Annotated in this window: 19 protein-coding genes; 10 read left to right on the top strand and 9 right to left on the bottom strand. The window is 58.7% G+C overall.

The features are described 5' to 3' along the window. Positions 1-32: 32 nt before the first annotated feature. Positions 33-1,487, bottom strand: a complete 1,455-nt coding sequence (gene thiI / locus ND528_RS17945) for a tRNA uracil 4-sulfurtransferase ThiI (protein ID WP_263470833.1) — start codon at positions 1,485-1,487, stop codon at positions 33-35. A 327-nt stretch (positions 1,488-1,814) separates the two neighbouring features. Here thiI and glnA point away from each other — a divergent pair, with 327 nt between their 5' ends. The 5 genes from glnA (at position 1,815) to ntrC (ending at position 7,380) form a co-directional block, all read left to right on the top strand. After that, the gene (gene glnA / locus ND528_RS17940) at positions 1,815-3,221 is read left to right on the top strand and encodes a type I glutamate--ammonia ligase (protein WP_016772104.1); all 1,407 of its coding nucleotides are present in this window, start codon (positions 1,815-1,817) and stop codon (positions 3,219-3,221) included. A 277-nt stretch (positions 3,222-3,498) separates the two neighbouring features. Then, entirely contained in the window at positions 3,499-4,011 is a 513-nt protein-coding gene (locus ND528_RS17935) for a DUF4124 domain-containing protein (protein ID WP_263470832.1), read from the top strand. Next, entirely contained in the window at positions 4,008-4,631 is a 624-nt protein-coding gene (locus ND528_RS17930; protein WP_263470831.1) for a DUF4124 domain-containing protein, read from the top strand. The genes ND528_RS17935 and ND528_RS17930 overlap by 4 nt, the downstream gene beginning before the upstream one ends. A 230-nt stretch (positions 4,632-4,861) precedes the next feature. After that, the gene (gene glnL / locus ND528_RS17925; protein ID WP_024011230.1) at positions 4,862-5,947 is read left to right on the top strand and encodes a nitrogen regulation protein NR(II); all 1,086 of its coding nucleotides are present in this window, start codon (positions 4,862-4,864) and stop codon (positions 5,945-5,947) included. Then, positions 5,944-7,380 carry a nitrogen regulation protein NR(I) gene (gene ntrC / locus ND528_RS17920; RefSeq protein ID WP_016772108.1) on the top strand — a complete coding sequence of 479 codons (1,437 nt, stop codon included), beginning with the start codon at positions 5,944-5,946 and terminating at the stop codon, positions 7,378-7,380. Before glnL ends, ntrC begins: the two co-directional genes overlap by 4 nt. A 624-nt stretch (positions 7,381-8,004) precedes the next feature. On the opposite strand, the gene ND528_RS17915 is transcribed toward ntrC, so the two are convergent. From ND528_RS17915 to ND528_RS17895, 5 genes are all read right to left on the bottom strand, one after another. Beyond that, positions 8,005-10,476, bottom strand: coding sequence for a leucine-rich repeat domain-containing protein (locus ND528_RS17915; protein ID WP_263470830.1), 2,472 nt, complete (start codon positions 10,474-10,476; stop codon positions 8,005-8,007). 121 nt (positions 10,477-10,597) lie between these two features. Continuing rightward, on the bottom strand, positions 10,598-12,577 hold the full coding sequence (locus ND528_RS17910) for a leucine-rich repeat domain-containing protein (protein WP_241669528.1): 1,980 nt from the start codon (positions 12,575-12,577) through the stop codon (positions 10,598-10,600). Between the two features lie 109 nt (positions 12,578-12,686). Then, positions 12,687-15,953, bottom strand: a complete 3,267-nt coding sequence (locus ND528_RS17905; protein WP_263470829.1) for a leucine-rich repeat domain-containing protein — start codon at positions 15,951-15,953, stop codon at positions 12,687-12,689. Between the two features lie 177 nt (positions 15,954-16,130). Beyond that, complete coding sequence (locus ND528_RS17900; protein ID WP_263470828.1) at positions 16,131-18,212, bottom strand: leucine-rich repeat domain-containing protein; 2,082 nt, start codon at positions 18,210-18,212, stop codon at positions 16,131-16,133. Between the two features lie 151 nt (positions 18,213-18,363). Continuing rightward, positions 18,364-18,804: a hypothetical protein gene (locus ND528_RS17895; protein WP_263470827.1), complete on the bottom strand. Its 441-nt coding sequence runs from the start codon at positions 18,802-18,804 to the stop codon at positions 18,364-18,366. Here ND528_RS17895 and ND528_RS17890 point away from each other — a divergent pair. Further along, positions 18,803-19,258, top strand: a complete 456-nt coding sequence (locus tag ND528_RS17890; RefSeq protein ID WP_263470826.1) for a tRNA (cytidine(34)-2'-O)-methyltransferase — start codon at positions 18,803-18,805, stop codon at positions 19,256-19,258. The genes ND528_RS17895 and ND528_RS17890 overlap by 2 nt on opposite strands. Positions 19,259-19,354: 96 nt before the next feature. On the opposite strand, the gene secB is transcribed toward ND528_RS17890, so the two are convergent. The 3 genes from secB to ND528_RS17875 are packed head-to-tail and all read right to left on the bottom strand — an operon-like array spanning position 19,355 to position 20,567. Continuing rightward, positions 19,355-19,840 carry a protein-export chaperone SecB gene (gene secB / locus ND528_RS17885; RefSeq protein WP_130911998.1) on the bottom strand — a complete coding sequence of 162 codons (486 nt, stop codon included), beginning with the start codon at positions 19,838-19,840 and terminating at the stop codon, positions 19,355-19,357. A 57-nt stretch (positions 19,841-19,897) separates the two neighbouring features. Next, entirely contained in the window at positions 19,898-20,152 is a 255-nt protein-coding gene (gene grxC, locus ND528_RS17880; protein ID WP_130911997.1) for a glutaredoxin 3, read from the bottom strand. A 1-nt stretch (position 20,153) separates the two neighbouring features. Then, on the bottom strand, positions 20,154-20,567 hold the full coding sequence (locus ND528_RS17875) for a rhodanese-like domain-containing protein (RefSeq protein WP_016772116.1): 414 nt from the start codon (positions 20,565-20,567) through the stop codon (positions 20,154-20,156). A gap of 153 nt (positions 20,568-20,720) precedes the next feature. Here ND528_RS17875 and gpmI point away from each other — a divergent pair, with 153 nt between their 5' ends. The 4 genes from gpmI (at position 20,721) to ND528_RS17855 (ending at position 25,884) form a co-directional block, all read left to right on the top strand. Continuing rightward, a complete protein-coding gene (gene gpmI / locus ND528_RS17870) occupies positions 20,721-22,250 on the top strand; it encodes a 2,3-bisphosphoglycerate-independent phosphoglycerate mutase (RefSeq protein WP_016772117.1) in 1,530 nt (509 codons plus the stop codon). 217 nt (positions 22,251-22,467) lie between these two features. Next, positions 22,468-23,754 (top strand): murein hydrolase activator EnvC family protein, encoded by a 1,287-nt coding sequence (locus ND528_RS17865; protein ID WP_263470825.1) that lies wholly within the window; start codon positions 22,468-22,470, stop codon positions 23,752-23,754. Positions 23,755-23,785: 31 nt separating this feature from the next. After that, positions 23,786-25,105, top strand: coding sequence for a S41 family peptidase (locus ND528_RS17860; protein WP_042608642.1), 1,320 nt, complete (start codon positions 23,786-23,788; stop codon positions 25,103-25,105). 2 nt (positions 25,106-25,107) lie between these two features. Continuing rightward, on the top strand, positions 25,108-25,884 hold the full coding sequence (locus tag ND528_RS17855; protein ID WP_130911995.1) for a divergent polysaccharide deacetylase family protein: 777 nt from the start codon (positions 25,108-25,110) through the stop codon (positions 25,882-25,884). Positions 25,885-25,995: the final 111 nt, after the last annotated feature.

Below are 25,995 nucleotides of genomic sequence, written 5' to 3'. Positions count from 1 at the left end.
GACGCAGGCCACAGGCAAACAGCCCCGGGCACTTAGCTCGGTCGATAAACGCGCACATTGGCATGCCCCTCACTGAGCAAATGGTGAGCATGCAGGCGACTCATCACGCCTTTGTCGCAATACAGCAGGTACTGGCGAGTAGGGTCCAGTTCCTTGAAACGTGCGTTCACTGCATAGAACGGCATCGTCTGTACCTCTATGCCGGCGAGTTCCAGCGGGTCATCCTCGGCGGCATCCGGGTGGCGGATGTCAATCACGATCTGACCGGCCAGCGCTTCGCTGACTTCTTCAATCTGCAAATCCTGGCCCAATTCGTCGATCACCCGATCGATCGGCACCAGTTTGGCGTTGGCGAGCGCACGCTCGAGCACCGCCATGTCGAATTCTTTCTCTTCGTGTTCAACCCGGCCACGCTTGGCGGCGGTCTTGGGGTTGACCGAGATCACGCCGCAATATTCCGGCATGTGCCGGGCGAAATCGGCGGTGCCGATCTCGTTGGCGGTGTCGATGATGTCCTGCTTGTGCGCGACGATCAGCGGTCGCAGCACCAGCTTGTCGGTCACGCAGTCGATCACCGACAGGTTCGGCAGCGTCTGGCTCGACACCTGGGAGATCGCTTCACCGGTCACCAGTGCATCGATGTGCAGGCGTTCGGCGATCTCGGACGAGGCGCGCAACATCATACGCTTCAAAACCACGCCCATATGACTGTTATCGACTTTGCCGAGAATTTCGCCCAGCACTTCCTCGAACGGCACACTGACAAATAGCACGCGTTGCGAGCTGCCGTACTTCTTCCAGATGAAGTGCGCGACTTCCATCACGCCCAATTCGTGGGCACGCCCGCCGAGATTGAAGAAGCAGAAGTGCGCCATCAGGCCGCGACGCATGATCTGGTAAGCCGCCACGGTCGAATCGAAGCCGCCGGACATCAATACCAGCGTCTGCTCCAGCGCACCCAGCGGGTAGCCGCCGATGCCGTTGTGCTGGCTGTGAATCACGAACAACCGTTTGTCGCGAACTTCGATACGGACTTCGATTTCCGGCGCTTTCAGGTCGATTCCGGCCGCACCGCACTCGCGACGCAGCTTGCTGCCGACGTATTTTTCAACGTCCATCGAGCTGAAGGCATGCTTGCCTGCGCGCTTGCAGCGCACCGAGAAAATCTTCCCGGCCAGTGCATCGCCGTAGTGCTGTTTGCACTTTTCGGTGATGTCGTCGAAGTCGCCCAGCGGGTACTCGTCGATCTGTAGAAAATGCGCGATGCCCGGCATGCAGGTCAGGCGGTCGCCCATCTCTTTCAAGGCTTTGGCGTCGGTAACGCGGGTTTCCAGCTCGAGATTGTCCCACACGCCGTTCACCACCACGGCCGGGTCCAGGTCACGGAGCACGGTGCGGATGTTCTTGGCCAACTGGCGGATGAATTTCGTCCGGACAGGTCGGCTTTTGATGGTGATCTCGGGGAAGACTTTTACGATTAGTTTCATGAAAACAGCGCGCGAACGGCCAGCCGAAAAAGGGGGGCGCGGATTATAGCGGAAATTGCTCAAGGTTTAACCAGTTAATGTGCAGAAGGTTTTGCTTGCACCAAAACAGGTCATTTCTGAATTTAAACGCAACATTAAGGGGCGGGATTTGTCGATTCAGAACCTCGCACGCCTTAATAAGCGTGAATTTGGGGCAAAAAACCCATGCTGGGGCACTGGCATGCAATTTGCTCCCTTGTGAGGCAGGTTGCCTTGGCAGAGTATTCGCGCCGGCATCACCATTATTAAGGGCATCCACTACCCGCCCTAATTCACCCGGAGGACACTATGTCGAAGTCGGTTCAACTCATCAAAGATCATGACGTCAAGTGGATTGATCTGCGCTTCACGGACACCAAAGGCACTCAGCACCACGTGACCATGCCGGCTCGCGATGCGCTGGATGACGACTTCTTCGAAGTCGGCAAGATGTTCGACGGTTCCTCCATCTCCGGCTGGAAAGGCATCGAAGCCTCCGACATGATCCTGATGCCGGTCGACGAAACTGCCGTACTCGATCCGTTCACCGAAGACCCAACCCTGATTCTGGTGTGCGACATCATCGAGCCTTCGAGCATGCAGGGCTACGATCGCGACCCACGTGCGATCGCCAAGCGCGCCGAAGAGCACCTGAAAGCCACCGGTATCGGTGACACCGTATTCGCCGGTCCAGAGCCTGAGTTCTTCATCTTTGACTCGGTGAAATTCAAGTCGGACATCTCCGGCTCGATGTTCAAGATCTACTCCGAGCAAGGTTCGTGGATGTCCGACCAGGACATCGAAGGCGGCAACAAGGGTCACCGTCCAGGCGTGAAAGGCGGCTACTTCCCGGTTCCACCGTTCGACCACGACCACGAAATCCGTACCGCCATGTGCAACGCACTGGAAGAAATGGGTCAGTCGGTTGAAGTTCACCACCACGAAGTGGCAACTGCCGGCCAGAACGAAATCGGCGTCAAGTTCAACACCCTGGTGAAGAAGGCTGACGAAGTTCAGACCCTGAAATACGTTGTGCACAACGTTGCCGACGCTTACGGCCGCACCGCGACCTTCATGCCGAAGCCACTGTACGGCGACAACGGTTCGGGCATGCACGTGCACATGTCGATCTGGAAAGACGGCAAGAACACCTTCGCAGGTGAAGGCTATGCCGGCCTGTCCGATACCGCTCTGTACTTCATCGGCGGCATCATCAAGCACGGTAAGGCCCTGAACGGCTTCACCAACCCGGCGACCAACTCCTACAAGCGTCTGGTGCCAGGCTTCGAAGCGCCGGTAATGCTGGCCTACTCGGCTCGCAACCGTTCCGCTTCGATCCGTATTCCATACGTGTCGAGCCCGAAAGCCCGCCGTATCGAAGCACGCTTCCCGGATCCGGCTGCCAACCCGTACCTGGCTTTCGCAGCGCTGCTGATGGCTGGTCTGGACGGTATCCAGAACAAGATCCACCCAGGCGATGCCGCCGACAAGAACCTGTACGACCTGCCGCCTGAAGAGGCGAAAGAGATTCCACAGGTTTGCGGCAGCCTGAAAGAAGCCCTGGAAGAGCTGGACAAGGGCCGCGCGTTCCTGACCAAGGGCGGCGTGTTCTCCGACGACTTCATCGACGCTTACATCGCGCTGAAATCGGAAGAAGAAATCAAGGTTCGCACCTTCGTACACCCACTGGAATATGAGCTGTACTACAGCTGCTGATCCGGTAGCGCTGCGTAAAGTGGCGTGACAAACGAGGCCTCCTTCGGGAGGCCTTTTTTATTGCCCGGCGCAGTTCATTTACCCTGTGGGAGCGAGCCTGCTCGCGAAAGCGGTGAGGCATTGAAGATGATGGTGACTGATGCGACGCCTTCGCGAGCAGGCTCGCTCCCACAGGCGATCTGTGGTGTCTGAATGATCTTTGAATGTGTCGCCAGTTGGGCCAACCGCCCCACCTGTCCTATGCTGCTACCCATCGCTTCCAACCCCGGTCGATTTCATGGGTCGCACGCTCCTCTACATTCTGCTGCTGATCGCCCTGCCCGCCGCCGCGCAGATCTACAAGTACACCGACGCCAACGGCAACACGGCGTACAGCAATCAGCCGCCGGACGGCGTGCAGGCGCAACCGGTCGAGTTGCCGCCACTCAATCGGGTCGAGCCACAAGCGCCGAGCGCGCCGCAATCATCCAGCGCCGAAGCACCGCAACCACCGCGCAACGCCTATGAAATCCTCGAGCTTGCCGGTCTGCCCACTGACGAGGCCCTGCGCGCCAACAACGGCACCTTCACGGTCAACGTCCTGATCAAGCCGCGCCTGCAACCGCCCCATCAACTGAGACTGGTGCTGGACGATGAACCCTACGGCCAGCCGAGCAACGTGCCGGTTCTGCAACTGGTGAACATCGATCGCGGCGAACATCGCCTGGCCGTGCAAGTGATCGACGGACAGACCGTCATCCAGCAGAGCTCGTCCGCCGTGCTCACCGTGCAACGAGTGCATAAACCATGATCCGCGCAGCGCTGCTCGCCTTATTGGTCCTGATGATGGCGCCTGTCTCAGCCGAGGTATTCACCTACATCGACGCACAGGGCAACCGCGTCTACACCGACCAGCCACGCGCCAACGCCAAGCGAGTGCCGATCGCGACGAGCAATCGCATGGCTGTCCCTGCCAACACCGCAGCGCCGATCACCACAGCGAAAAAATCCGCCGAACCGCCGCCCTTTCACTACGACATGCTGCGCATTCTGATCCCGGAGCCCGACGCGACTCTGCGCAGCAGCGCCGGCGAGCTGATCGTCAGCGTCACCAGCGAGCCCGGCCTGCAAAGCGGCCATCGCTATCGCCTGCTGCTGGATGGCAAGACCACTGGCGAGCCCGGCTTCAGCCCGGTTTTTGCGCTGAGCAATATCGATCGCGGCAGCCACAGCCTGTCGATCGAGATTCTCGACGCTGCCGGGCGTACCGTGGAACGCACCGCCAATCAGCCGTTCCACATGCTGCGCATTTCCCTGGCGCAGAAACGTCAGGTCAAACCCTGTGTCGCCGACGATTACGGCGTGCGGCCGGAATGCCCGCTCAAGGACAAACCTGAAGAACCGAAGAATCCGTTTCTGCGCTTCTTTTAACCCCTGCCAAACGTGCGCACCCTATTGGTGCACTAAACTGCATCTCGCCCACAACCCAACCCATTTTGGTTCGAAACTTCCCGTTTGAGCTGGCTTCGTGCCATACAAACGCGCGTCAAACGCCTGTTTCAGGGGTTAAACGCTTCTTTTCGGAGCCTTGGTTTGGTTTTTGCATTTTCCCGACATCAGCGCTTTGTTCTCGCGCACGCCTTGCTCCAAAAGGGGTCCAGATGACCATAAGCGACGCTATTCACCGTTTGCTGCTCGACAACCTGACCACGGCGACCATCCTGCTCGACGCCGAATTGCGACTGGAGTACATGAACCCGGCGGCGGAGATGCTGTTGGCGGTCAGCGGTCAGCGCAGTCACGGCCAGTTCATCAGCGAGCTGTTTACCGAATCCCCCGAGGCGCTCAATTCCCTGCGTCAGGCGGTGGAGCAGGCGCACCCGTTCACCAAGCGTGAAGCGATGCTCACCGCCCTCACCGGCCAGACGCTGACCGTGGATTACGCGGTCACGCCGATTCTCAGTAACGGCGAGACTTTGCTTTTGCTCGAAGTGCATCCGCGTGATCGCCTGCTGCGCATCACCAAGGAAGAGGCGCAATTGTCCAAGCAGGAAACCAGCAAGATGCTGGTGCGCGGCCTCGCCCACGAGATCAAGAACCCCCTCGGCGGCATCCGTGGCGCGGCGCAATTGCTCGCCCGCGAACTGCCGGAAGAGAGCCTGCGCGATTACACCAATGTGATCATCGAAGAGGCCGACCGCCTGCGCAATCTGGTCGATCGCATGCTCGGCTCGAATAAGTTGCCGTCGCTGGCCATGTGCAACGTCCACGAAGTGCTCGAACGCGTCTGCCATCTGGTCGAAGCCGAAAGCCAGGGCTGCATCACCCTGGTGCGTGATTACGACCCGAGCATTCCCGACGTATTGATCGACCGCGAGCAGATGATTCAGGCGGTGTTGAACATCGTGCGCAACGCGATGCAGGCGATCAGCAGCCAGAACGAGCTGCGCCTGGGCCGCATCAGCCTGCGCACCCGCGCCATGCGCCAGTTCACCATCGGCCACATCCGCCATCGTCTGGTGACCAAGATCGAGATCATCGACAACGGTCCGGGCATCCCGGCGGAACTGCAGGAAACCATTTTCTTTCCCATGGTCAGCGGCCGCCCGGACGGTACCGGGCTGGGCCTGGCCATTACCCAGAACATCATCAGTCAGCACCAGGGCCTGATCGAGTGTGAGAGCCATCCAGGCCACACCACCTTCTCGATCTTCCTGCCACTGGAACAAGGAGCCACATCGACATGAGCCGTAGTGAAACCGTGTGGATCGTCGATGACGACCGTTCTATCCGTTGGGTCCTGGAAAAGGCCTTGCAGCAGGAAGGCATGACCACCCAGAGCTTCGACAGCGCCGATGGCGTGATGAGTCGTCTGGCCCGGCAGCAGCCGGACGTGATCATTTCCGATATCCGCATGCCGGGCGCCAGTGGCCTGGATCTGCTGGCGCGGATTCGCGAACAGCACCCACGGCTGCCGGTCATCATCATGACCGCTCACTCCGATCTGGACAGCGCTGTCGCCTCCTATCAGGGCGGCGCTTTCGAGTACCTGCCCAAGCCCTTCGACGTCGATGAAGCGGTATCGCTGGTCAAACGCGCCAATCAGCATGCGCAGGAACAGCAAGGCCTGGAAGTGGTGCCTGCGCTGACCCGCACCCCGGAAATCATCGGCGAAGCGCCGGCGATGCAGGAAGTGTTTCGCGCCATCGGGCGCCTGAGCCACTCCAACATCACCGTGCTGATCAACGGCGAATCCGGTACCGGTAAAGAACTGGTCGCCCACGCCCTGCACCGCCACAGCCCACGCGCGGCTTCGCCGTTCATTGCCCTGAACATGGCGGCGATTCCCAAGGATCTGATGGAATCCGAGCTGTTCGGCCACGAGAAAGGCGCGTTCACCGGCGCGGCGAATTTGCGTCGCGGTCGTTTTGAACAGGCGGACGGCGGCACGCTGTTCCTTGATGAAATCGGCGATATGCCGGCGGACACCCAGACCCGTTTGTTGCGCGTGCTGGCCGATGGCGAGTTCTATCGCGTCGGCGGCCATGTGCCGGTCAAGGTCGATGTGCGCATCATCGCCGCCACCCACCAGAATCTCGAAACGCTCGTCCACGCCGGCAAATTCCGTGAGGACTTGTTCCACCGCCTCAACGTGATCCGCATCCACATCCCGCGCCTGTCGGATCGTCGCGAAGATATCCCGACCCTGGCCCGGCACTTCCTCAGCCGCGCCGCGCAGGAACTGGCGGTCGAGCCGAAGCTGCTGAAAAGCGAAACCGAGGAATACCTGAAAAACCTGCCGTGGCCAGGCAACGTGCGTCAACTGGAGAACACCTGCCGCTGGATCACCGTCATGGCCTCCGGCCGTGAAGTGCACATCAGTGACCTGCCGCCGGAACTGCTCAACCTGCCGCAGGATTCGGCGCCAGTGACCAACTGGGAACAGGCCCTGCGCCAGTGGGCCGATCAGGCCTTGGCCCGTGGCCAGTCGAGCCTGCTCGACAGCGCGGTGCCGGCATTCGAGCGGATCATGATCGAGACGGCCCTGAAGCACACCGCAGGGCGTCGGCGAGATGCGGCAGTGTTGCTGGGTTGGGGGCGGAACACCTTGACGCGCAAGATCAAGGAATTGGGGATGAAGGTTGATGGTGGGGATGATGATGAGGGGGAAGAGGGTTAACGCTTAAGGATTTTCGTGTACTCAGGATCGATCCCCCTCACCCCAGCCCTCTCCCCCGAGGGGGAGAGGGGGAAGGGAGCCGATCTTGGGTGGTTTCGAGGCCTGAGTTCGACTCGGTATCTCAGGTCGGCGTAACTTGACCGGGCACCTCGGTCAGTCCCCTCTCCCTCTGGGAGAGGGTTAGGGTGAGGGCTACCGTGCACCGCATCAATGCACAATGACCCGCGATCGCGCACAGCCGTATCGCCACAATCACTCCTGAAAACACTGAAAAAACATTTATTCAAAAACGCGAAAGCCCCGAGTCCCGGGGCTTTCGCGTTTCCAAAGCGTTTTTTGTTTCAGCAGATTAAAAGCTGGCACGCACCCTGCAACACCTATCTCAGGTGATTCGTTTCACCACCCGTTTCGGGGACCTTGGTACAGGCAGGCCGGGGATTCCCCTCTTTACATTGGGCTCACAGCGCAAAGCGGCGAGCCCACCCTTTTGGGATCCTTGGTACAGGCAGGCCGGGGGTTCCCTCTTTACACCGGGCTGACGCCACAAGCGCAGCCCACGCTTTTGGGAACCCTGATACAGGCAGGTCAGGGATTCCCGCTTTTACATACAGCCATTGCATCCCTTCAACCCACCCTCCCAGGCTTAAGCAAATGATGCGAGGGCGGGTTCTGCCACGTTGGATCAAACTTGCGTATTTCCTCTTCGAGCCGGTCCAGCATTTTCCCGGGACTTGGCTCAGCGAAAGCAATATCCCGCAGAGTTTCCTGCTCACCAAGGCTTGCCCTTTGGAAATGTTCAAAAAACGCCCAGACCCGACGCTGCAGGAGTGACCGCTCGACCTGAAACTCAGGCGTGCGTACAAGATCCCTGATTTTTCTCATCATCGGAATGTTTGTCGGATTGATCAACGAGACCCAGAGAGATGCTTTGGCGGCGTGCTGCTCCTGCGGAACGTTATGCATCCAATGATCGATCACCAGGTCGTACAGGGTTCTTCCCAACCAGAAATCCGTACCTGTTTGCCGACGCGCAGCAATGAGCCGCCGGAAAGTGACCGGATCAGAAAGCAGAGTGCCGGTCAGCTCGAAACCTGCTCTGATTTCAACGCTGTCCGGTATCGAGGTGATTCCGGTGTAAGACAGATCCAAACTAACAACGGGATTCTCGGAAGTCACACCGTCAGGGAAATCTTTTATCTGAGTATGGCTGAGATCAACCTCCAGCAAGCTTCTCATGCCTCTGAGGGATGGCGCCTGGGCAAGTGGGGTCTGCGATAAATTCAGGGTTTCAAGCCGCGAAGGACCATTCTGCGAGCCAAGTCCACGCGGTGGAGCCCAAATGCAGGTATAGGAAAGATTCAGTTCTCGCAGTTCCGACATATGGGTCACGTCCGGCGCATCCGTGATCGCCGGATTATGGAACAGATCAAGTACCTGCAACCGCGCCGCGGCGGGCATATCACCCAGTCCGGGCGGTAACCCGAGCAAAGCACAACCACGCACGCGCAAGACTCGCAAATCGGCCATGCCACGCACTGAGAGATCTGGCCAGATACTGCAGTTGGTCAGGATCAGTTTCTGTAAACGCGTCGAGTGCGGAAAGAGTTCATGATCGATCGACGACGCCCAGACCTTGCTGTCCCGCATCTGCAGGACTCTCAACGCCGGCAGCCTGGCAATTTCGGCAAGCAGCTCATGGCTCTCGCCTGAGAATCTCCGAACTTCGAGAGAATCGATATGCGAGAACATAGCGAACATATTCACCAGGCTTCTCGAGGGGCTGCCTTCAAGGACAAGAGATTCAACGGATCTGAGTGGAATCGAAAATTCCGGTAACGACAGATTGCTTCGCCTTCCCAGGTCGAGCTCCAGCTCGAAACCGACCAGCCGCCCGTCACGGTAGACTTTTTCGCTACTGTCTCCCTGCCACTTGAACAGCCGGCGCATCTTCGCACCTATTTCCAGTCGCCGACTGCGCTCAGCATCGTCATTGCCCTTATAGCCCGTTTCCCAGGCCGCGATCTCACGGTTCAACTGAGGAAACTCGAGGTGAATCCGCTGCAGTTCCGATTCCGCCACACCCGCTTCACCAAAGCGTGCGATGAAATCATCGGCATGTTGATCGGTCGAGTCTGCAAAATAGCGTTTGACCTGTGCCCGGGTCGTCGCGACAAGGGCCGGTGGTTGCGGCGTTGACTGACCCGCACCGGTGAGCCAGGGGCGGTGAAAGTTGAACGGGTTGGCATCTGCGGGGGCGTTGCGGTCCATACCGCCGCGCAGACCTGTGAGGATGGAAACCCACGTATCCTGTTCGCTACGGGTAATTGCCACAGTCTCACCGCCAAGGCTGGCGCGATAAATGTTTGCGCTGTCGGTGGCGACGGGATCTGCGGGATTGACCAGACGCCAGACTCGATATTCCGGGCGGGACGCATCAAGATCCTGCAGAACCTGATACGTGTGTTCCTGGATGACCACGTAGAGCTTGCCGTTGTGACGTATCACGCCGTCAACGCCGGGTTCCACACTGCCAAGATCGAGGCCACTGCGAAAGTTCTGCAAACTAGCGTCGGTCAAAGGATCGGTACGTGTGCTGAAGTCGTTGTGCGGATGCCAGATGCCGCTCTCGATATCACGCAGCATCCATGGGCCGGAGGGCAGCAACTCGCTGGATAGCCGAGCGCGATACAATCCGGTTTCCGCATCCACGCCGACAAGCACCACGCCTGCGTCAGGCACATCAACATATTGGCGATCCTTGTAAACCCTCAAGCCTTCGCTGTCAGCGTCCGGCAGCACGGCAGCTGACTGGATCCGGTAATTTTCCAGCGACGTGTAAAAAGCGATTGGCTTCTGGACAGGAAGCGGATCCGGGCGAGCCTCGACTGTGAGCGTCGACGCAATCGTCTCCCGCACTGCAGCATCGCCAACAGAGGTGCTTCGCTGCCACGTGTCATCAACACGAACTCGTGAGACCTTAGCATCCCGGCCGGCCGTGCCGGCCTGTGAAAAATTCTTTTCCGAACTGTGAGTGGAGTGCGTGCGGACATCCGTATCCACGCGAACGCTGCCACCGCGAGACTGTTTTACTGGCATGTTTTCATCCTTGAAAGTTCTTCTCTGGCATAAATGCCAGAGACGATGTTGGGGTTGGCACCTTTGGTACAGGGAGGCTGAATATTGCCGCTTTTACACCGGCATTGCGGACGCCTGCGAGTCACTCCAGTCTGGAGCGCTTGGGCGGGGGGTGCGACGGCTGATTCTGCCGCCCGCCGTCATATTTGCGAATCTCTTCTTCCAGCCTGTCCAGCATCCTTCCAGGACTCGTTTCGGTGGCAAGAATTGCGTCAAGCCTGGATCGCTCGTTGACTTCGGCTTTGTCATACATATCCAGAAACCACCATACGCGCCGCTGCAGAAGCGGTCGCTCAACATGAAATTCGGGCGTACGACTCAGTCGACGAATGATCATGGTCAAGGCTTGTGGGGTTGTTCCGAAATGCCTGTCCCACAGCGTTTGTTTTTCGGCTATCTGTTGCTGCGGTACATTGCGCAGCCAGAGACCGGCAGACACATCGCTGCTTTCCTGCCCAAGCCAGATATCTGTGCCCGTCGCCATACGTGCACGTATCAACCGCCGAAGAGAGGCCGGGTCCGTTATGGGATTGCCGATGAGATTGAAGCCCGCTCTGAGCTCGATGGATTCAGGAATCGAAGTAATCCGACAGTTCGCCAGATTCAGTACTTTGCCGGGAAAAACGTCGGTGATGCCCTCCGGGAATCGATCCAGCCCTGTGCTGGAAAGATCCAGCTCCTGCAATGCGGTCATGTTTTTGAGTGGCGGGCTGGCTGAAAGCGGATTGCCACCAAGTTTCAATACTTCCAGCTTCGATGCAACTTCAATGGCATCAAGTCCGGTAGGAAGCAGTTCTATTCCGGTGTGGCTCAAATCCAGCACCCGCAATTCAGTCATCCCTCTGACGTCAGCTGCCACTTGCGAAAAGGTGACTTGCTCCTGACGTTGCATCTGCCCGTACAACGTACTCACCGGCGCCTCGAATGTATTGCAAAACCATAGCTCACGTAGCCTGGTAAGGCCTCGCAGCGAAAAGCCAGCCGTCAGTTCACAGTCCTGCAGGCGCAGCCTTTGCAAACGCGGGAATCTTTTCAATTGTTCGGCAAAGCCCAAATCCATGCTGAATTTCGAATGAACAAATCTTACCGAGATCCGTCCCGGTACCCGGCCATTCATGTTGATCACCTGACTAGTGATCGTCAGACTTTCAAGGTTGGGGAATTGTGCGCAAAACGCGTCCGGGTCCAGCCTCCCACGACCTCTTAAGGTCAGAGAAACGACTGAGCTGAATTTCAATGAAAGCGGCTCTTGAACTGGCCATGTCGTGAGATTGATATCCAGCTTGTAGCCCACAAACCGCCCATCACTGTAGACCCGTTGATCGGGCTGGCCCTGCCATTTGTATAACTGGCGTAGCGTCGTCCAAGTTACAGAGGCCTCATCTAATTCCGGGCCCGATACAATACGATCCGGACTGCGCGGCACGCGAATATACGTCGAGTTCAGTTGCGCAAGCCCAAGCTGGATCTGCTTGAGCTCAAGCTCTGCTGCATCCTTGTCATCAAACCGCGCGATGAAGGCATCCGCGTCCTCATCGGTCGTGTCCGGAAGATATTTGCGTATCTGCTCCCGACTCGTTGGCTCCGCGACTTCGCGCGCATACCAGAGTCCGCTCTCCGCATCGCGCAGCATCACCGGACCTGGCGACAATTCGCTGGGCCGGCGGGCACGATGCAGACCCGTCTGCGGATCGACGGCGACAAGAACGAGGTCACCACCGGCCACGTCAACGTAAGTGCGTTGATTGCGAACCCTTAGCCCTTCGCTGTTGAGCTCCGGAAGCATTGCGCGGACGTTGATCACGTAATGGTCCAGCGTGGGTTGAGGTGCTGGCAGACTGGCTTGAGCAGGGGTTGCATGAACCACGACCGCTGCAGTCGCACGAGTGGCGTCTGCGTCGGTAGCGCGCGACGCCAGATTATCGGCGGAGAAAGCCGGGCCAGAACCTCCCCGACCTGATGTGCCGGGGAGTGCGATATCAATGTCGTCCGGTCGGGTCGGACTGGTGGAAGCATCCACTTTCGCGCGGGTAGCGCCACCTTTGGCTGGTTTTCCTGGCATGTTTTCATCCTTGAAAAAATCGCCCCCGGCATTTACGCAAGGGACGAAGAAATTGGCATCTTGCCAACATAAATGGAGCGGTTGCGGTTTCGAATTGCCCGTCGAGCCGTTAAATATCAAGCCTCGGACGCTTGGGTAAATGATGCGAAGGCTGGTTTTGCCTCCCTGAGTCACGTTCGCGGATCTCTGCTTCCAGCTTGTCCAGCATTTTGCCGGGGCTGAATTCACCGAGCAAAATGTCATCGAGACGGACCTGCTCGCCGTACCCAAGTTCGCTGTAGATCTTGAGGAACGACCAGACCCGCCGCTGCAGAAGCGGATACTCGGCATGAAATTCCGGCGTACGAGTAAGCAGCAATATCCTGTTCTTCAAGAGACCGCCAGAGGGGCCGACGCGGTCCCATAGTTGCTGTTTTTCAGCGACGTCCTTATCCACATTTCTTAGCCAGACGAACGACGACTGATCGCTGCTCAGATCTCCCAGCCAGATATCAGTACCCGTTTCGATACGTGCACGTATGAGCCGTCGGAGTGAAGCCTGATCTGTTACAGGATTACCCATGAGATTGAAGCCCGCCCTGAGTTCAACAGATTCGGGAATCGAAGTAATACGGTTGTTCGCAAGGTTCAACACCTTCCCGGGTATCTGGGATGTGATGCCCTCGGGGAACTTGTCCAGGCCGGTATTGGAGAGATCCAGTTCCTGCAGCGCAGTCAGTCCTTTGACCGTAGGCACCTCAGAGAGAGGATTACCGCCAAGTTTCAGTACTTCCAACCCCGGCGCGACGTTATCGGCACCAAGCCCGACAGGAAGTCGAACCAGTCCCGTCTGCGTAAGATCGAGTATGCGCAGCTCGTTCATGCCCACCAACGAAAAGTTGGACGGTACGGACGTCCTTTGCAGGTGCAATTCGCGCAGGCGCGTAAGCTTTGTCAATTGTTCAGTGAAGCCGGGGTCCGCGTTGAAGCGTGGTTGCCAGGCTTCGCTTATGACCGTCAGACGTTCAAGACTGGGGAAATGTGCAAAGAAAGTCTCCGGTTTACGCAGGATGCCTGCTGTCAGGGAAAGGGAGACAACGGAGCTGAATTGCAGAGGTAACTGCAGGTCATCCCCCCATAGATCAAGACTGATAGACGTCTTGAAACCCACCGGTCGAGCATCGTGGAAGACCAACTCATCAGGCTCCCCTTGCCATTTGTACAGACGACGCAACTTGCGCCACATTTGAGTGTGAGGACTTTGTTCAAACGCAGCGTTGACCTGGCGATCCAGTTCTGGAATTCCGAGCTGCATGCGTTGGAGTTCCAACTCTGCCGCGCGCTTGTCGCCGAAGTTGGCGATAAAGTGATCTGCGTGCTGATCGGTCGCCTCCGGAAAATATTTTCGTACCAGCGCTCGCGAGGCCGACTCGTCTCGTATACGGGGGGGCTGGACGATACTGCCGGATTCGCGGAGCAGATCCGTGGCCGAGGGCATAGGCTCGCTTTGCGAATAGATTTCCGCTTCCAGTCGGTCGAGCATTTTCCCAGGGCTGAGTTCACTGGACATGATACTCCTCATGGTAAACACATCCCTGGCGCCAGCCTTGCTGTAGACGTCCAGAAACCGCCAAACTCGCTGCTGCAAGAATGGTCGGTCAAGATGAAAGTCGGGCAGACGAGTAAGCTTCAAGATTCCTTGACGGCATGTGGAATCGCCGGTCCTTTCCCAGAGTTTCAATTGTTCAGGTAGTTCTTCCAACGGTGAATGCCGTAACCAGGGATTTACCGATCGGTCAATACTCTCTCCACCCAGCCAAATGTCAGAGCCTGTTTTAATACGTGCATCCATCAGGCGCTGGAGTTGAGCCTGATCAGTTACAGGATTACCACTGAGATTGAGGCCTGCTCGAAGTTCAACAGATTCGGGGATGGCTGAAATACGGTTATTCGCCAGATTCAACACTTTCCCTGGCAACTGAGACGTGATGCCTTCAGGAAACCTGTCCAGACCCGTGCCGAAAAGATCGAGTTCCTGCAGTGCATTCATTCCCTTGAGCGAAGGCACAACGGATAACGGGTTATATCCAAGTCTCAGCACTTCCAGGCGTGACGGCCCGTTTTCAGCCCCCAGCCCGACAGGCAACTGGTGTATTCCAGTCATCGTCAGGTCCAGTACACGCAACTGCGTCATCCCCACAACGGTTGGTGCGGCCTTCAAGTAGGGATTTTGGTTCAAGTCCAGCAACTGCAACTGTGAGCGTTCTGGCAGTTGATTGACCAGAGCAATCAAGTCCGGCCCCTGCTGAATGTTACCCAGCGTAAGCAATTGCAGTCTGGTCATGCCGGCCAGCGAAAAATCATCGGGCAAGATGCAGTCTTGCAGGTGCAGCTCCCTGAAACGGCGCAACGTCGACTGCTCAACAGAACCATTCTCGATCCTGAGCTTCGAAAAAGTCCGATACTGAGACGGTGGATTGATGAGTACCCGGTCGACGTTGGGAAACTGCCTGAGGAAAACCTCCAGGTTGAGCTGACTCCCGTCCCTCAGGGTGAGAGAAGCAATGGAATTGAATGTTGTTGGAAAAGTTCGATGGGTCGGCCAAGCGTTGAGATCGATCTCGATCTTGAACCCCGCCAGCCGATCATCGTGGTAGACCCGCTCATCAGGATCGCCTTGCCACGTATAAAGTCTGCGCAGTCTGCTTGCCATTTCTCTGGCAACGAAACTCCCTGTGCCATCAAGAATTGCCATATCCCGTTCCATCTGAGCAAGCCCGGACTGGACCCGTTTGAGCTCCACGTCTGCCACATCCTTGTCACCGAATCGGGCAATAAGGTTTTCCACCTGTTGATCGGTCGCCTGCGGAAAATATCGTTCGATCTGCGCTCGCGTGGTTGGCTCAACGACTTCGCGCGCATACCAGAGTCCGCTGTCCGCATCGCGCAGCATCACCGGACCTGGCAACAGCTCGCTTGGCCGGCGGGCACGCTGCAGACCCGTCTGCGGATCCACGGCGACAAGAACGAGGTCACCATCGGCCACGTCAACGTAGGTGCGTTGATTGAGCACCCTTAGTCCTTCGCTGTTGAGTTCTGGAAGCATTGCGCGGGCATTGATCACGTAATGGTCCAGCGTGGGTTGAGACGCTGGCAGACTGGCTTGAGCAGGGAGCGCATTAACCACGACTGCCGCAGTCGCACGAGTGGCGTCTGCGTCGATAGCGCTGGACGGGCCGGCGCGCGACGCCAGATGATCGGCGGAGGAAGCCGCGCCGGCGCCTCCCCGACGCGATGTGCCGGCGAGCTCGATATCGATGTCGTCCGGTCGGGTCGGACTGGTGGAAGCGTCCACTTTCGCGCGGGCAGAGCCACCTTTGGCTGGTTTTAATGGCATGTTTTCATCCTTGAAAAAAATGCCCCCTGCATCATGCAAGGGGAAATGAGAGCGCGACAGAGATTGCCCGCCTCGGACTCAGACCGCAGCGCAATGAGCTGTGCCTTGGAGCAATCTGAATACAGGCGGGTCAGGAATTCCCGGTTTTATATCGCGCGCCGAGGCATGAACTTGCGTTCATTCAAATCTCGGTCGCTTGGGTAACTGATGCGGTGGCACGTGTTGGCGCCGTGCATCAAATTTTTCAATTTCGGCTTCCAGTCTTTCCAGCATGACGCCAATAATTGGTTCATTTTCCGTGAACCTTCCAGCAACAGCTCTGAGCTGTGCCTGTTCGACAGCGTCAGCCTTGTCAAATGCCTCGAGGAATGCCCAGACGCGGCGTTGCAATAGCGGACGCTCGATGTGAAATTCTGGCGTGCCACTCAAGTGCCGGATACGTAACATCAGGTCGCTTTCGGGAACGCTCGACCATCGGTTCCAGAGCGCCAGCTTGTCGGGCAATTGTGCTGGCGGCACATTCTTCAGCCAAAGATTTGCAGACAGGTCAGTACTTCCTCGCCCCAGCCAGACATCTGTGCCTGTTTGTCGCCGAGCAAAAATGAATCGCCGCAGGGCAGCCGGGTCGGAAATCGGATTGTATGAAAGGTCGAAGCCTTTCCTGAGCTCAAGCGATTCGGGGATCGTTTGAATATCGTTGCCTTTAAGTATCAATTTCGTCTTGGGGATATCGGCCGTAATGCCCTCGGGAAGTCTGTCTATACGGGTCCAGCTCAGATCCAGCTCCTGCAATGCAGTCATCCCTCTAAGCGAAGGCGCCACATAAAGATCATTGGCGCTGAGGTTCAATATTTCGAGCCGCGAAGGCCCACTCCCGGAATCAAGCCCTACCGGAAGCCTGCTTATCCCCGTATCCGCCAGATCCAATATTCGCAGCTCGGACATTGCACTTACGTCAGGTGCGACTTTCAGGCCCCGATTCCGACCCAAATCAAGCACTTGTAAACGTGACGGGCCGGGCATTTCACTCAGTCCAGCCGGCAAGGCATTTATACCGGTATATCGAAGATTCAATACGCGTAACTCGGTAAGACCGCGGACTGACGGAGCGTGCAGTACCCTGCCATTTTCGAGGTTCAACTCCTGCAGGCGGCTCATGCGTGTGAAGCGATCCACATCGGCCGGCTTGAATAGGACTCCGGTTCGGCTCATGTCGAGGACTTTCAGCTCTGTGAGTGTTTCGATCCCGGCAGGTAAGCCATCAAGTGACGCTTGCACTTTCAGCGTTTCAATGTGGGACAAGCTCTTGAACAGACCTTCGAGTTTACCTACGGCCCCCTCTGTGATTTCAAGGGCAACTATGGAATCGAGTCGTGTAGATAAAACCGGGAGAGCGAAGTTCCTCTTCCTTCCAAAAGCCAGTTTCAGGACAAACCCTGTCTGAAATCCCTCCTGATGGATTCTTTCCGATGCATCGCCTAGCCACTTGAACAATTGACGCATCTTGGCTCCCAGAGCAAAGCGCCGATCGCGCTCCTCGGTATCAGAGCCCTTGTAGGCCTTCTCCCATGCGCCGAGTTCGCGGTCCAGTTGAGGAAACCCAAACTTGATCCGCTCAAGTTCAATCTCTGCGCTGTCCCTGTCACCGAATCGGTTGTTAAAGTGCTGCGCGTGTTCATCGGCTGCCTCAGGAAACGATCTCTTGAATTGTTCTCGAATGGTCGCGCCAACATCCTCGTGCAAACGCCACAAGCCGCTAGCGCTATCGCGCTCCAGCACGGGGCCAGAGGGACGCAATTCACTCGAACGCCGGGCGCGATAAAGTCCCGTATCCGGATCCGCCCCGACAAGCACAGTCCCGCCGATGGACAGATCAACATAAGTGCGGCTCTTGAACACTCTGAGTCCGCTGCTGTTGGCGTCTGGAAGCGTTGAACCGGCACTGATCAGGTAGTTTTCCAACGACGACGGACCGGGAATAACAAGCACCTCAGCGCTAGCCGCGTGGACCATTACCACCGCAAGCGGCTTGGTTTCATTCCCGGCGGTGCCGTCGGACGCCCCGTCTCCCGGGCGCGAATGATCCACAGAAATATCCGATGCGGAACCTCGGCGGCCCGATGTCGTCGGCAGCGACGTATCAACTTCGGCCGATCGACTCGCGCCGGCGGAAGCATTCACATCAACGGGGGTACTGCCACCGCGCGGTGGTTTTACTGGCATATCTTCATCCTTGAAAAAAACGCCCCATGCATTCATGCAAGGGCACGCTTGGTATCGGCATCCTGCCGTTTGAAGGGGCGAACGATAGCGTGGACGAGCATCTGACGGAGATGGGAAAGGGCGACGGCCGCAGTGGGAAACGACCTAAAACAATGTAGGAACGAACATCAGCAAGGATGACTTCCCGCTAGGGCTCGCTCAAGCGGATCTCCACTCGCCAGCGATCATCGACCTCGCTACCGACCCAGTCGCCCTGCAATGGGCGCGCTGCCAGCACCGTCAGCAACAATCCGCCATCACTCTTGCGCGTGCGCCAGTTGACGTCCTTGCCGTTGAGCCTGAGCTGGCCTTTCTGCGCCCGACCTTCGGCCTGAAACAGCAGCGCGATGGTGCCATCGATGATCTCGCCGTGCAGTTTCGGTTCGTTGTTGAACCACACTACCAGGCCGCCTTCGGTGACCTCGACCCTCTCCAGCACGCTCGGGTCTGGCGTGGTCAGGCGGCCGATCATCAAGCCGATCATCATCCCGACGATCGCCAGCGAACCAATGACGCGCGGGAATAGTTTCGAACGCGGGTCCGCTTGCGGCGTAGAATGCGCGTCATCTTTACCTTCGGAGCCGTGCATGTTTCACGTCATCCTTTTTCAACCAGAAATTCCGCCGAATACCGGCAACGTTATCAGGCTGTGCGCCAACAGCGGCTGCCACCTGCATTTGATCGAACCACTGGGTTTCGAGATGGACGACAAGCGCCTGCGCCGTGCCGGTCTCGACTACCACGAATATGCCACGTTGCAGCGTCACGCGGACCTGGCCAGCTGTCTGGAAAGTCTGGGCAACCCGCGCGTGTTCGCCTTCACCACCAAGGGTTCGCGGCCGTTCTATGATGCCGCGTTCGTGCCCGGCGATGCGTTTCTGTTCGGCCCGGAAAGCCGGGGCCTGCCCGCGGACGTGCTCGACGCCCTGCCCGGCGAACAACGCCTGCGCCTGCCGATGCGCGAGGGCTGCCGCAGCCTGAACCTGTCCAACACTGTGGCGGTCGCCGTGTACGAAGCGTGGCGGCAGAACGACTTCAAATAATTTTCACCTGACCAAAACAATCGCGGGCAAGCCCGCTCCCACAGGAATGTGCAAAACCTGTGGGAGCGGGCTTGCCCGCGATGCGTATCCGCGCCGTTATTGAACGGTTGGTGCGTCCCCGCTTTCCTGCATGCGCTGCAGCTCTTGCGCGTACAGGGCGTCGAAGTTCACCGGGGCCAGCATCAGCGCCGGGAACGAGCCACGGGTAACCAGGCTGTCGAGGGTTTCGCGGGCGTAAGGGAACAGGATGTTCGGGCAGAACGCACCGAGGGTGTGGCTCATCGAAGCCGCATCGAGGTTCTTGATCAGGAATATACCGGCCTGCTGCACTTCAGCGATGAAGGCGACTTCTTCACCGTTCTTCACGGTCACCGACAGGGTCAACACCACTTCGTAGAAATCGCCTTCCAGCGCTTTCTGCCGAGTGTTCAGATCCAGACCGACCGCCGGATCCCACTGCTGGCGAAAGATCGCCGGGCTTTTCGGGGCTTCGAAGGACAGGTCGCGTACGTAGATGCGCTGCAAGGAGAATTGCGGTGCGGTTTCTTCTTCGCTGGCTGCAGTGTTCTGTTGGTCAGTCATCTCAGATCCTTATCGATCTTGGGTCTTTTAGGGAGTGCTGTACGTGGGTGCAGCCGTTCAGCCCTTGAGCAGCGCGTCGAGTTTGCCGGCGCGCTCCAGGGCATATAAATCATCGCAACCGCCGATGTGCTTAGAGCCGATCCAGATCTGCGGCACGGACGTGCGCCCGGCCTTTTTGGTCATTTCGGCACGCAGCTGCGGCTTGCCATCGACCTTGATCTCTTCGAAGGCCACGCCTTTGCTGGCGAGCAGATGCTTGGCGCGCGAGCAGTAGGGGCAGTAATCGCTGGAGTAGACGATGACTTCGCTCATGTCATTTCACCAATGGCAGGTTGTCGCCCTTCCAGCTGGAAATCCCGCCGGACAGCTTGGCGGCGGTGAAGCCGGACTTCATCAGTTCGCGGGCGTGGGTGCCGGCGGTCTGACCGAGGGCATCGACCAGAATGATGGTCTTGGCCTTGTGCTTTTCCAGCTCGCCGACGCGAGCGGCCAGCTTGTCTTGCGGGATGTTCACCGCGCCGACGATGTGGCCGGCGGCATAATCCTTGGCCGGACGGATGTCCACCACCACGCCTGCATCTTTATTGACCAGTGCGGTCAGCTCGCCGGTGCTCAGGCTCTTGCCGCCGCCCTGCATCGTGTGCGCCAGCAACAGAGCCAGCAGTACGACGAAGATACCGACAAGAATGTAGTGGTTAGTGGCAAATTCAATCAGGTGAGCAACCATCGAAGGAGGTTCCAGGGCGTTAAAATGTCGGCCAGTATACACAGCCACTATGGTCGGCCAAACCCCGTCCGGCGGTGACGCGGTCGGAACTTAGCTTTAAACTCCAACTCCGTTTTCCATCGCCCTCTTCTTTATCAGCCACGAGTGGATTCCATGACGACTACGCCCAAACCTTTGGTCCTGATGATTCTCGACGGCTTCGGTCACAGCGACAGCCCCGAATCCAATGCCGTGTTCGCGGCGAAGAAACCCGTGCTGGATCGTCTGTGGGCCACCGTGCCAAACGGCTTGATCTCGGGCAGCGGCATGGACGTCGGCCTGCCGGATGGCCAGATGGGCAACTCCGAAGTCGGCCACATGAACCTCGGCGCCGGGCGCGTGGTGTATCAGGACTTCACCCGTGTGACCAAAGCGATCCGCGACGGCGAATTCTTCGAAAACCCGACCATCTGCGCCGCTGTCGATAAAGCCGTGGCCGCCGGCAAAGCCGTGCATTTCATGGGCCTGCTGTCCGATGGCGGCGTGCACAGCCACCAGGATCACCTGATCGCCATGGCCGAACTGGCCTTCAAGCGCGGCGCCGAAAAAATCTATCTGCACGCCTTCCTCGATGGCCGTGACACACCGCCGAAGAGCGCTGCCTCGTCGATCGAACTGCTCGACGCGACGTTCCAGGCATTGGGCAAAGGCCGGATCGCCAGCATCATCGGCCGCTACTTCGCCATGGACCGTGACAACCGTTGGGATCGCGTCGCCCAGGCCTACAACCTGATCGTCGACGGCAACGGCGAGTTCAACGCCGCCACCGCTCAGGAAGGCCTCGAAGCCGCCTATGCCCGTGGCGAAAGCGACGAGTTCGTCAAAGCCACTTCCATCGGCGAGCCGGTGAAAGTTGAAGACGGCGACGCCGTGGTGTTCATGAACTTCCGCGCCGACCGCGCCCGCGAGCTGACCCGGGTGTTCGTCGAAGACGATTTCAAGGAATTCGCGCGCGCCCGCCAGCCGAAACTGGCCGGTTTCGTCATGCTGACCCAGTACGCCGCTAGCATTCCGGCACCGTCGGCCTTCGCCGCCGGCAGCCTGGAAAACGTTCTCGGCGATTATCTGGCGAAAAACGGCAAGACCCAGCTGCGCATCGCTGAAACCGAAAAATACGCCCACGTGACCTTCTTCTTCTCCGGCGGTCGCGAAGAACCGTTCCCGGGCGAAGAGCGCATCCTGATCCCGTCGCCGAAAGTCGCTACCTATGACTTGCAGCCGGAAATGAGCGCCCCGGAAGTTACTGACCGCATCGTCGACGCCATTGAAAACCAGCGTTACGACGTGATCGTGGTCAACTACGCCAACGGCGACATGGTCGGCCACAGCGGCGTGTTCGACGCGGCGGTGAAAGCGGTCGAGTGCCTGGACACTTGCGTCGGTCGCATCGTCGAGGCGCTGGAAAAGGTCGGCGGCGAAGCACTGATCACCGCTGACCACGGCAACGTCGAGCAAATGGCCGATGAATCCACTGGTCAGGCGCACACCGCGCATACCACCGAGCCGGTGCCGTTCATCTACGTCGGCAAACGCGACCTGAAAGTGCGCGAAGGCGGCGTGCTGGCGGACGTGGCACCGACCATGCTGATGCTGCTGGGCCTGGAAAAACCGGCGGAGATGACAGGTACCTCGATCCTCGTATAAACACCGCCAATCCCTGTGGGAGCGAGCCTGCTCGCGAATACGGTGGATCAGTCGACAGCGATGTCGCCTGACGCACCGCTTTCGCGAGCAGGCTCGCTCCCACATTGGTTTTGCGGTGTTTTTCTGTCCAGTTATCACACAGCCCCAATTGGGCGTTTTTTTTGCAGCCTCGGGCGGGCATACTAGGCCGTCCCTTACCCTGGTGCCGCCCGCCCCTATGCTTCGCGTCCTGATCGCCCTTGCTCTGACCTGTCTGCTCCAGCCGGCCTTCGCCGACGAGCGCGCGCAAACCCAACAGCAGTTGGAGGCCACGCGTCAGGATATCGCCGAGCTGAAAAAGCTCCTGGGCAAGTTGCAGGAAGAAAAGTCCGGCGTGCAGAAAGAGCTCAAGGGCACTGAAACCGAGATGGGCAAGCTGCAGAAGCAGGTCGACGCGCTGCAGAAAGAACTGCAGAAAAGCGAATCCGAGCTACAGCGGCTCGATGCAGAGAAAAAAAAACTCCAGAGCGCGCGCACTGAACAGCAGCGACTGATCGCCATTCAGGCCCGTGCGGCTTACCAGAACGGCCGCCAGGAATACCTCAAGCTGCTGCTCAATCAGCAGAACCCCGAGAAGTTCGCCCGCACCCTCACCTATTACGACTTCCTGAGCCAGGCACGCCTGGAGCAGTTGAAGAACTTCAACGAAACCCTGCGCCAGCTGGCCAATGTCGAAAAAGACATCGGCCTGCAGCAAGCGCAGTTGCTGGTGCAGAAAAGCGACCTCGACACTCAGCGCGAAGCACTCGAGAAAGTCCGCAAGGAGCGCCAGCAGGTTCTCGCCAGACTCAATGACGACGTGAAGGCCCGCGACCAGAAACTCGCCGCCCGCGAGCAGGATCAGGCAGACCTGTCTAAAGTCCTTAAAACCATTGAAGAAACCCTGGCCCGCCAGGCTCGTGAGGCAGAAGAAGCGCGACAGAAAGCGCTGATCGCCCAGCAGGAAGCGGAAAAAAAGCGTTTGCGTGAGGCGCAGGCTGAAAACAGCGACGCCCCACGAAAACCCGTCAGATCAAGCCCCGGCGCGCTGGTATCGAGCAGCGGCGAAACCTTTGGCGGGCCATTTGCTGCAACCCGGGGAAAACTTCCGTGGCCGGTTGATGGTCGATTACTCGCACGCTTCGGTGAAAGCCGTGGCGACGATGCCCGCACCAAATGGGATGGCGTGATGATCAGCGCTTCCGCCGGCAGCCAGGTGCACGCCGTACACGGCGGGCGCGTGGTGTTCGCCGACTGGCTACGGGGTGCCGGTTTGCTGGTGATCCTCGATCACGGCAATGGTTTTCTGAGTCTCTACGGCCACAACCAGACGCTGCTCAAGTCGGCGGGTGATGTGGTCAAGGCTGGCGAGTCGATTTCCACTGTCGGTAACAGTGGCGGTCAGGACACGCCAGCGCTGTATTTCGCAATTCGTCAGCAGGGTCACCCGAGTGATCCGGCGCAATGGTGTCGTGCGCAAGGATAAGCACGGCATCTAATTCAGGAGTTCGTTCGACATGCTGCATTTGTCCCGCCTTACCTCGCTGGCCCTGACGATCGCTCTGGTGATCGGCGCGCCTCTGGCGTTCGCCGCACAACCGGCCCCGACCGTCGCTCCGGCAGGCACTGCCGCGACCGCCAAGGCGCCGTTGCCGCTGGAAGAGCTGCGCACCTTCGCCGAGGTCATGGACCGGATCAAAGCCGCGTACGTCGAGCCCGTGGACGACAAGACCCTGCTGGAAAACGCGATCAAGGGCATGCTCAGCAATCTCGATCCGCATTCGGCCTACCTTGGCCCGGAAGACTTCACCGAGCTGCAGGAAAGCACCAGTGGTGAGTTCGGCGGTCTGGGCATCGAAGTCGGCGCCGAAGACGGCTTCATCAAGGTCGTCTCGCCGATCGATGACACCCCGGCATCTAAGGCTGGCATTCAGGCTGGTGACTTCATCGTCAAGATCAACGGCCAGCCAACGCGTGGCCAGACCATGACTGAAGCCGTCGACAAGATGCGCGGCAAGATCGGCCAGAAAATCACCCTGACCCTGGTTCGCGACGGCGGCACGCCATTCGACGTGACCTTGGCGCGGGCGGTGATTCAGGTCAAGAGCGTCAAGGCGCAGCTGCTGGAATCGGGCTACGGCTACATCCGCATTACCCAGTTCCAGGTCAAGACCGGCGAAGAAGTCTCCAAGGCGCTGGCCAAATTGCGCAAGGACAACGGCAAGAAGCTCAACGGCATCATTCTCGACCTGCGCAACAACCCGGGTGGCGTGCTGCAATCGGCGGTGGAAGTGGTCGACCACTTCATCACCAAAGGCCTGATCGTCTACACCAAGGGCCGCATCGCCAACTCCGAATTGCGCTTCTCCGCCACCGGCAAGGACGAGAGCGAAGCGGTGCCGATGGTCGTGCTGATCAACGGCGGCAGTGCCTCGGCTTCGGAAATCGTCGCCGGCGCCCTGCAGGACCAGAAACGTGCCGTGGTCATGGGCACCACCAGTTTCGGCAAGGGCTCGGTGCAGACCGTGCTGCCGCTGAACAACGACCGCGCACTGAAGATCACCACCGCGCTGTATTTCACGCCGAACGGCCGCTCGATCCAGGCCCAGGGCATCGTGCCGGACATCGAAGTGCGCCGCGCCAAGATCACCAACGAAGCCGACAGCGAATACTTCAAGGAAGCCGATCTGCAAGGTCACCTGGGCAACGGCAACGGCGGCGCCGACAAACCGAGTGGTTCGGCTGGCAAGGCCAAAGCCATGCCGCAGGATGACGATTACCAGTTGGCCCAGGCCCTGAGCCTGCTCAAAGGCCTGAGCATCACCTCCGGCCGCTGAGGATGTTGCTGCGTTTCGTCTGCGCTCTGTTGTGCTGTCTGGCGGGTTTTGCCCAAGCGGAGCCCGCCGGCTCCACGCCGCACAAAGCCTACCTGACACTGATCATCGATGACCTGGGGCAGAATCTGCCCCGGGATCGCCGCGTGCTCGCCCTGCCCGGCCCGGTCACGGCAGCGATCATGCCCGATACGCCCCACGCCACCGAGTTTGCCCGCGAGGCCCATCGCGCCGGCAAGATCGTCATCCTGCACATGCCGATGGACCCGGCCACCGGACCGTACGCCTGGCACCCCGAACTGCCCATCGAAGAACTGCAGAAACGCCTGAATGCCGCGTTCGAGAAAGTCCCGTTCACTGCCGGCATCAACAATCACATGGGCAGCCGCATGACCGCGCAGCCGGCGGCGATGGCGTGGCTGATGGCTGAGTTGCAGCACCGGCACAAGTTCTTCGTCGACAGCCGCACCAGCGCCCAGACAGTCGCTGCGCAGCAAGCACAGAAAATCGATCTGGCCAGCGTTTCCCGCGATGTGTTTCTCGATGACGAACGCACCGAAGCGGCGATTTCCACTCAACTGCAGACCGCAATCGCTCTGGCGCACAAACAGGGTTCAGCGGTGATGATCGGCCATCCGTATCCGCAGACCCTGGCGGTGCTCGAGCGCGAACTGCCCAGACTGAAGGCGCAGGGTATCGACTGGATCGACATCAGGCAGATGATCAGCGTGCGCAGCAACCGCGCCATGGCCGGCCATGGCAAGGACGGCGTTTACCGGTAACGCCCTGTGACGTTGACACATACATATTTACCACCCGGTAACCGCCCCCGTTTCCGATAGTGCGACCTGCAACAGGTCGCGACGCCCATGCGTCGCTTTCACTATCAGGAA

The organism is Pseudomonas mercuritolerans (genome assembly GCF_025706525.1).
GTDB lineage: Bacteria > Pseudomonadota > Gammaproteobacteria > Pseudomonadales > Pseudomonadaceae > Aquipseudomonas > Aquipseudomonas mercuritolerans.
This window is presented reverse-complemented; position numbering and strand designations above follow the sequence as displayed.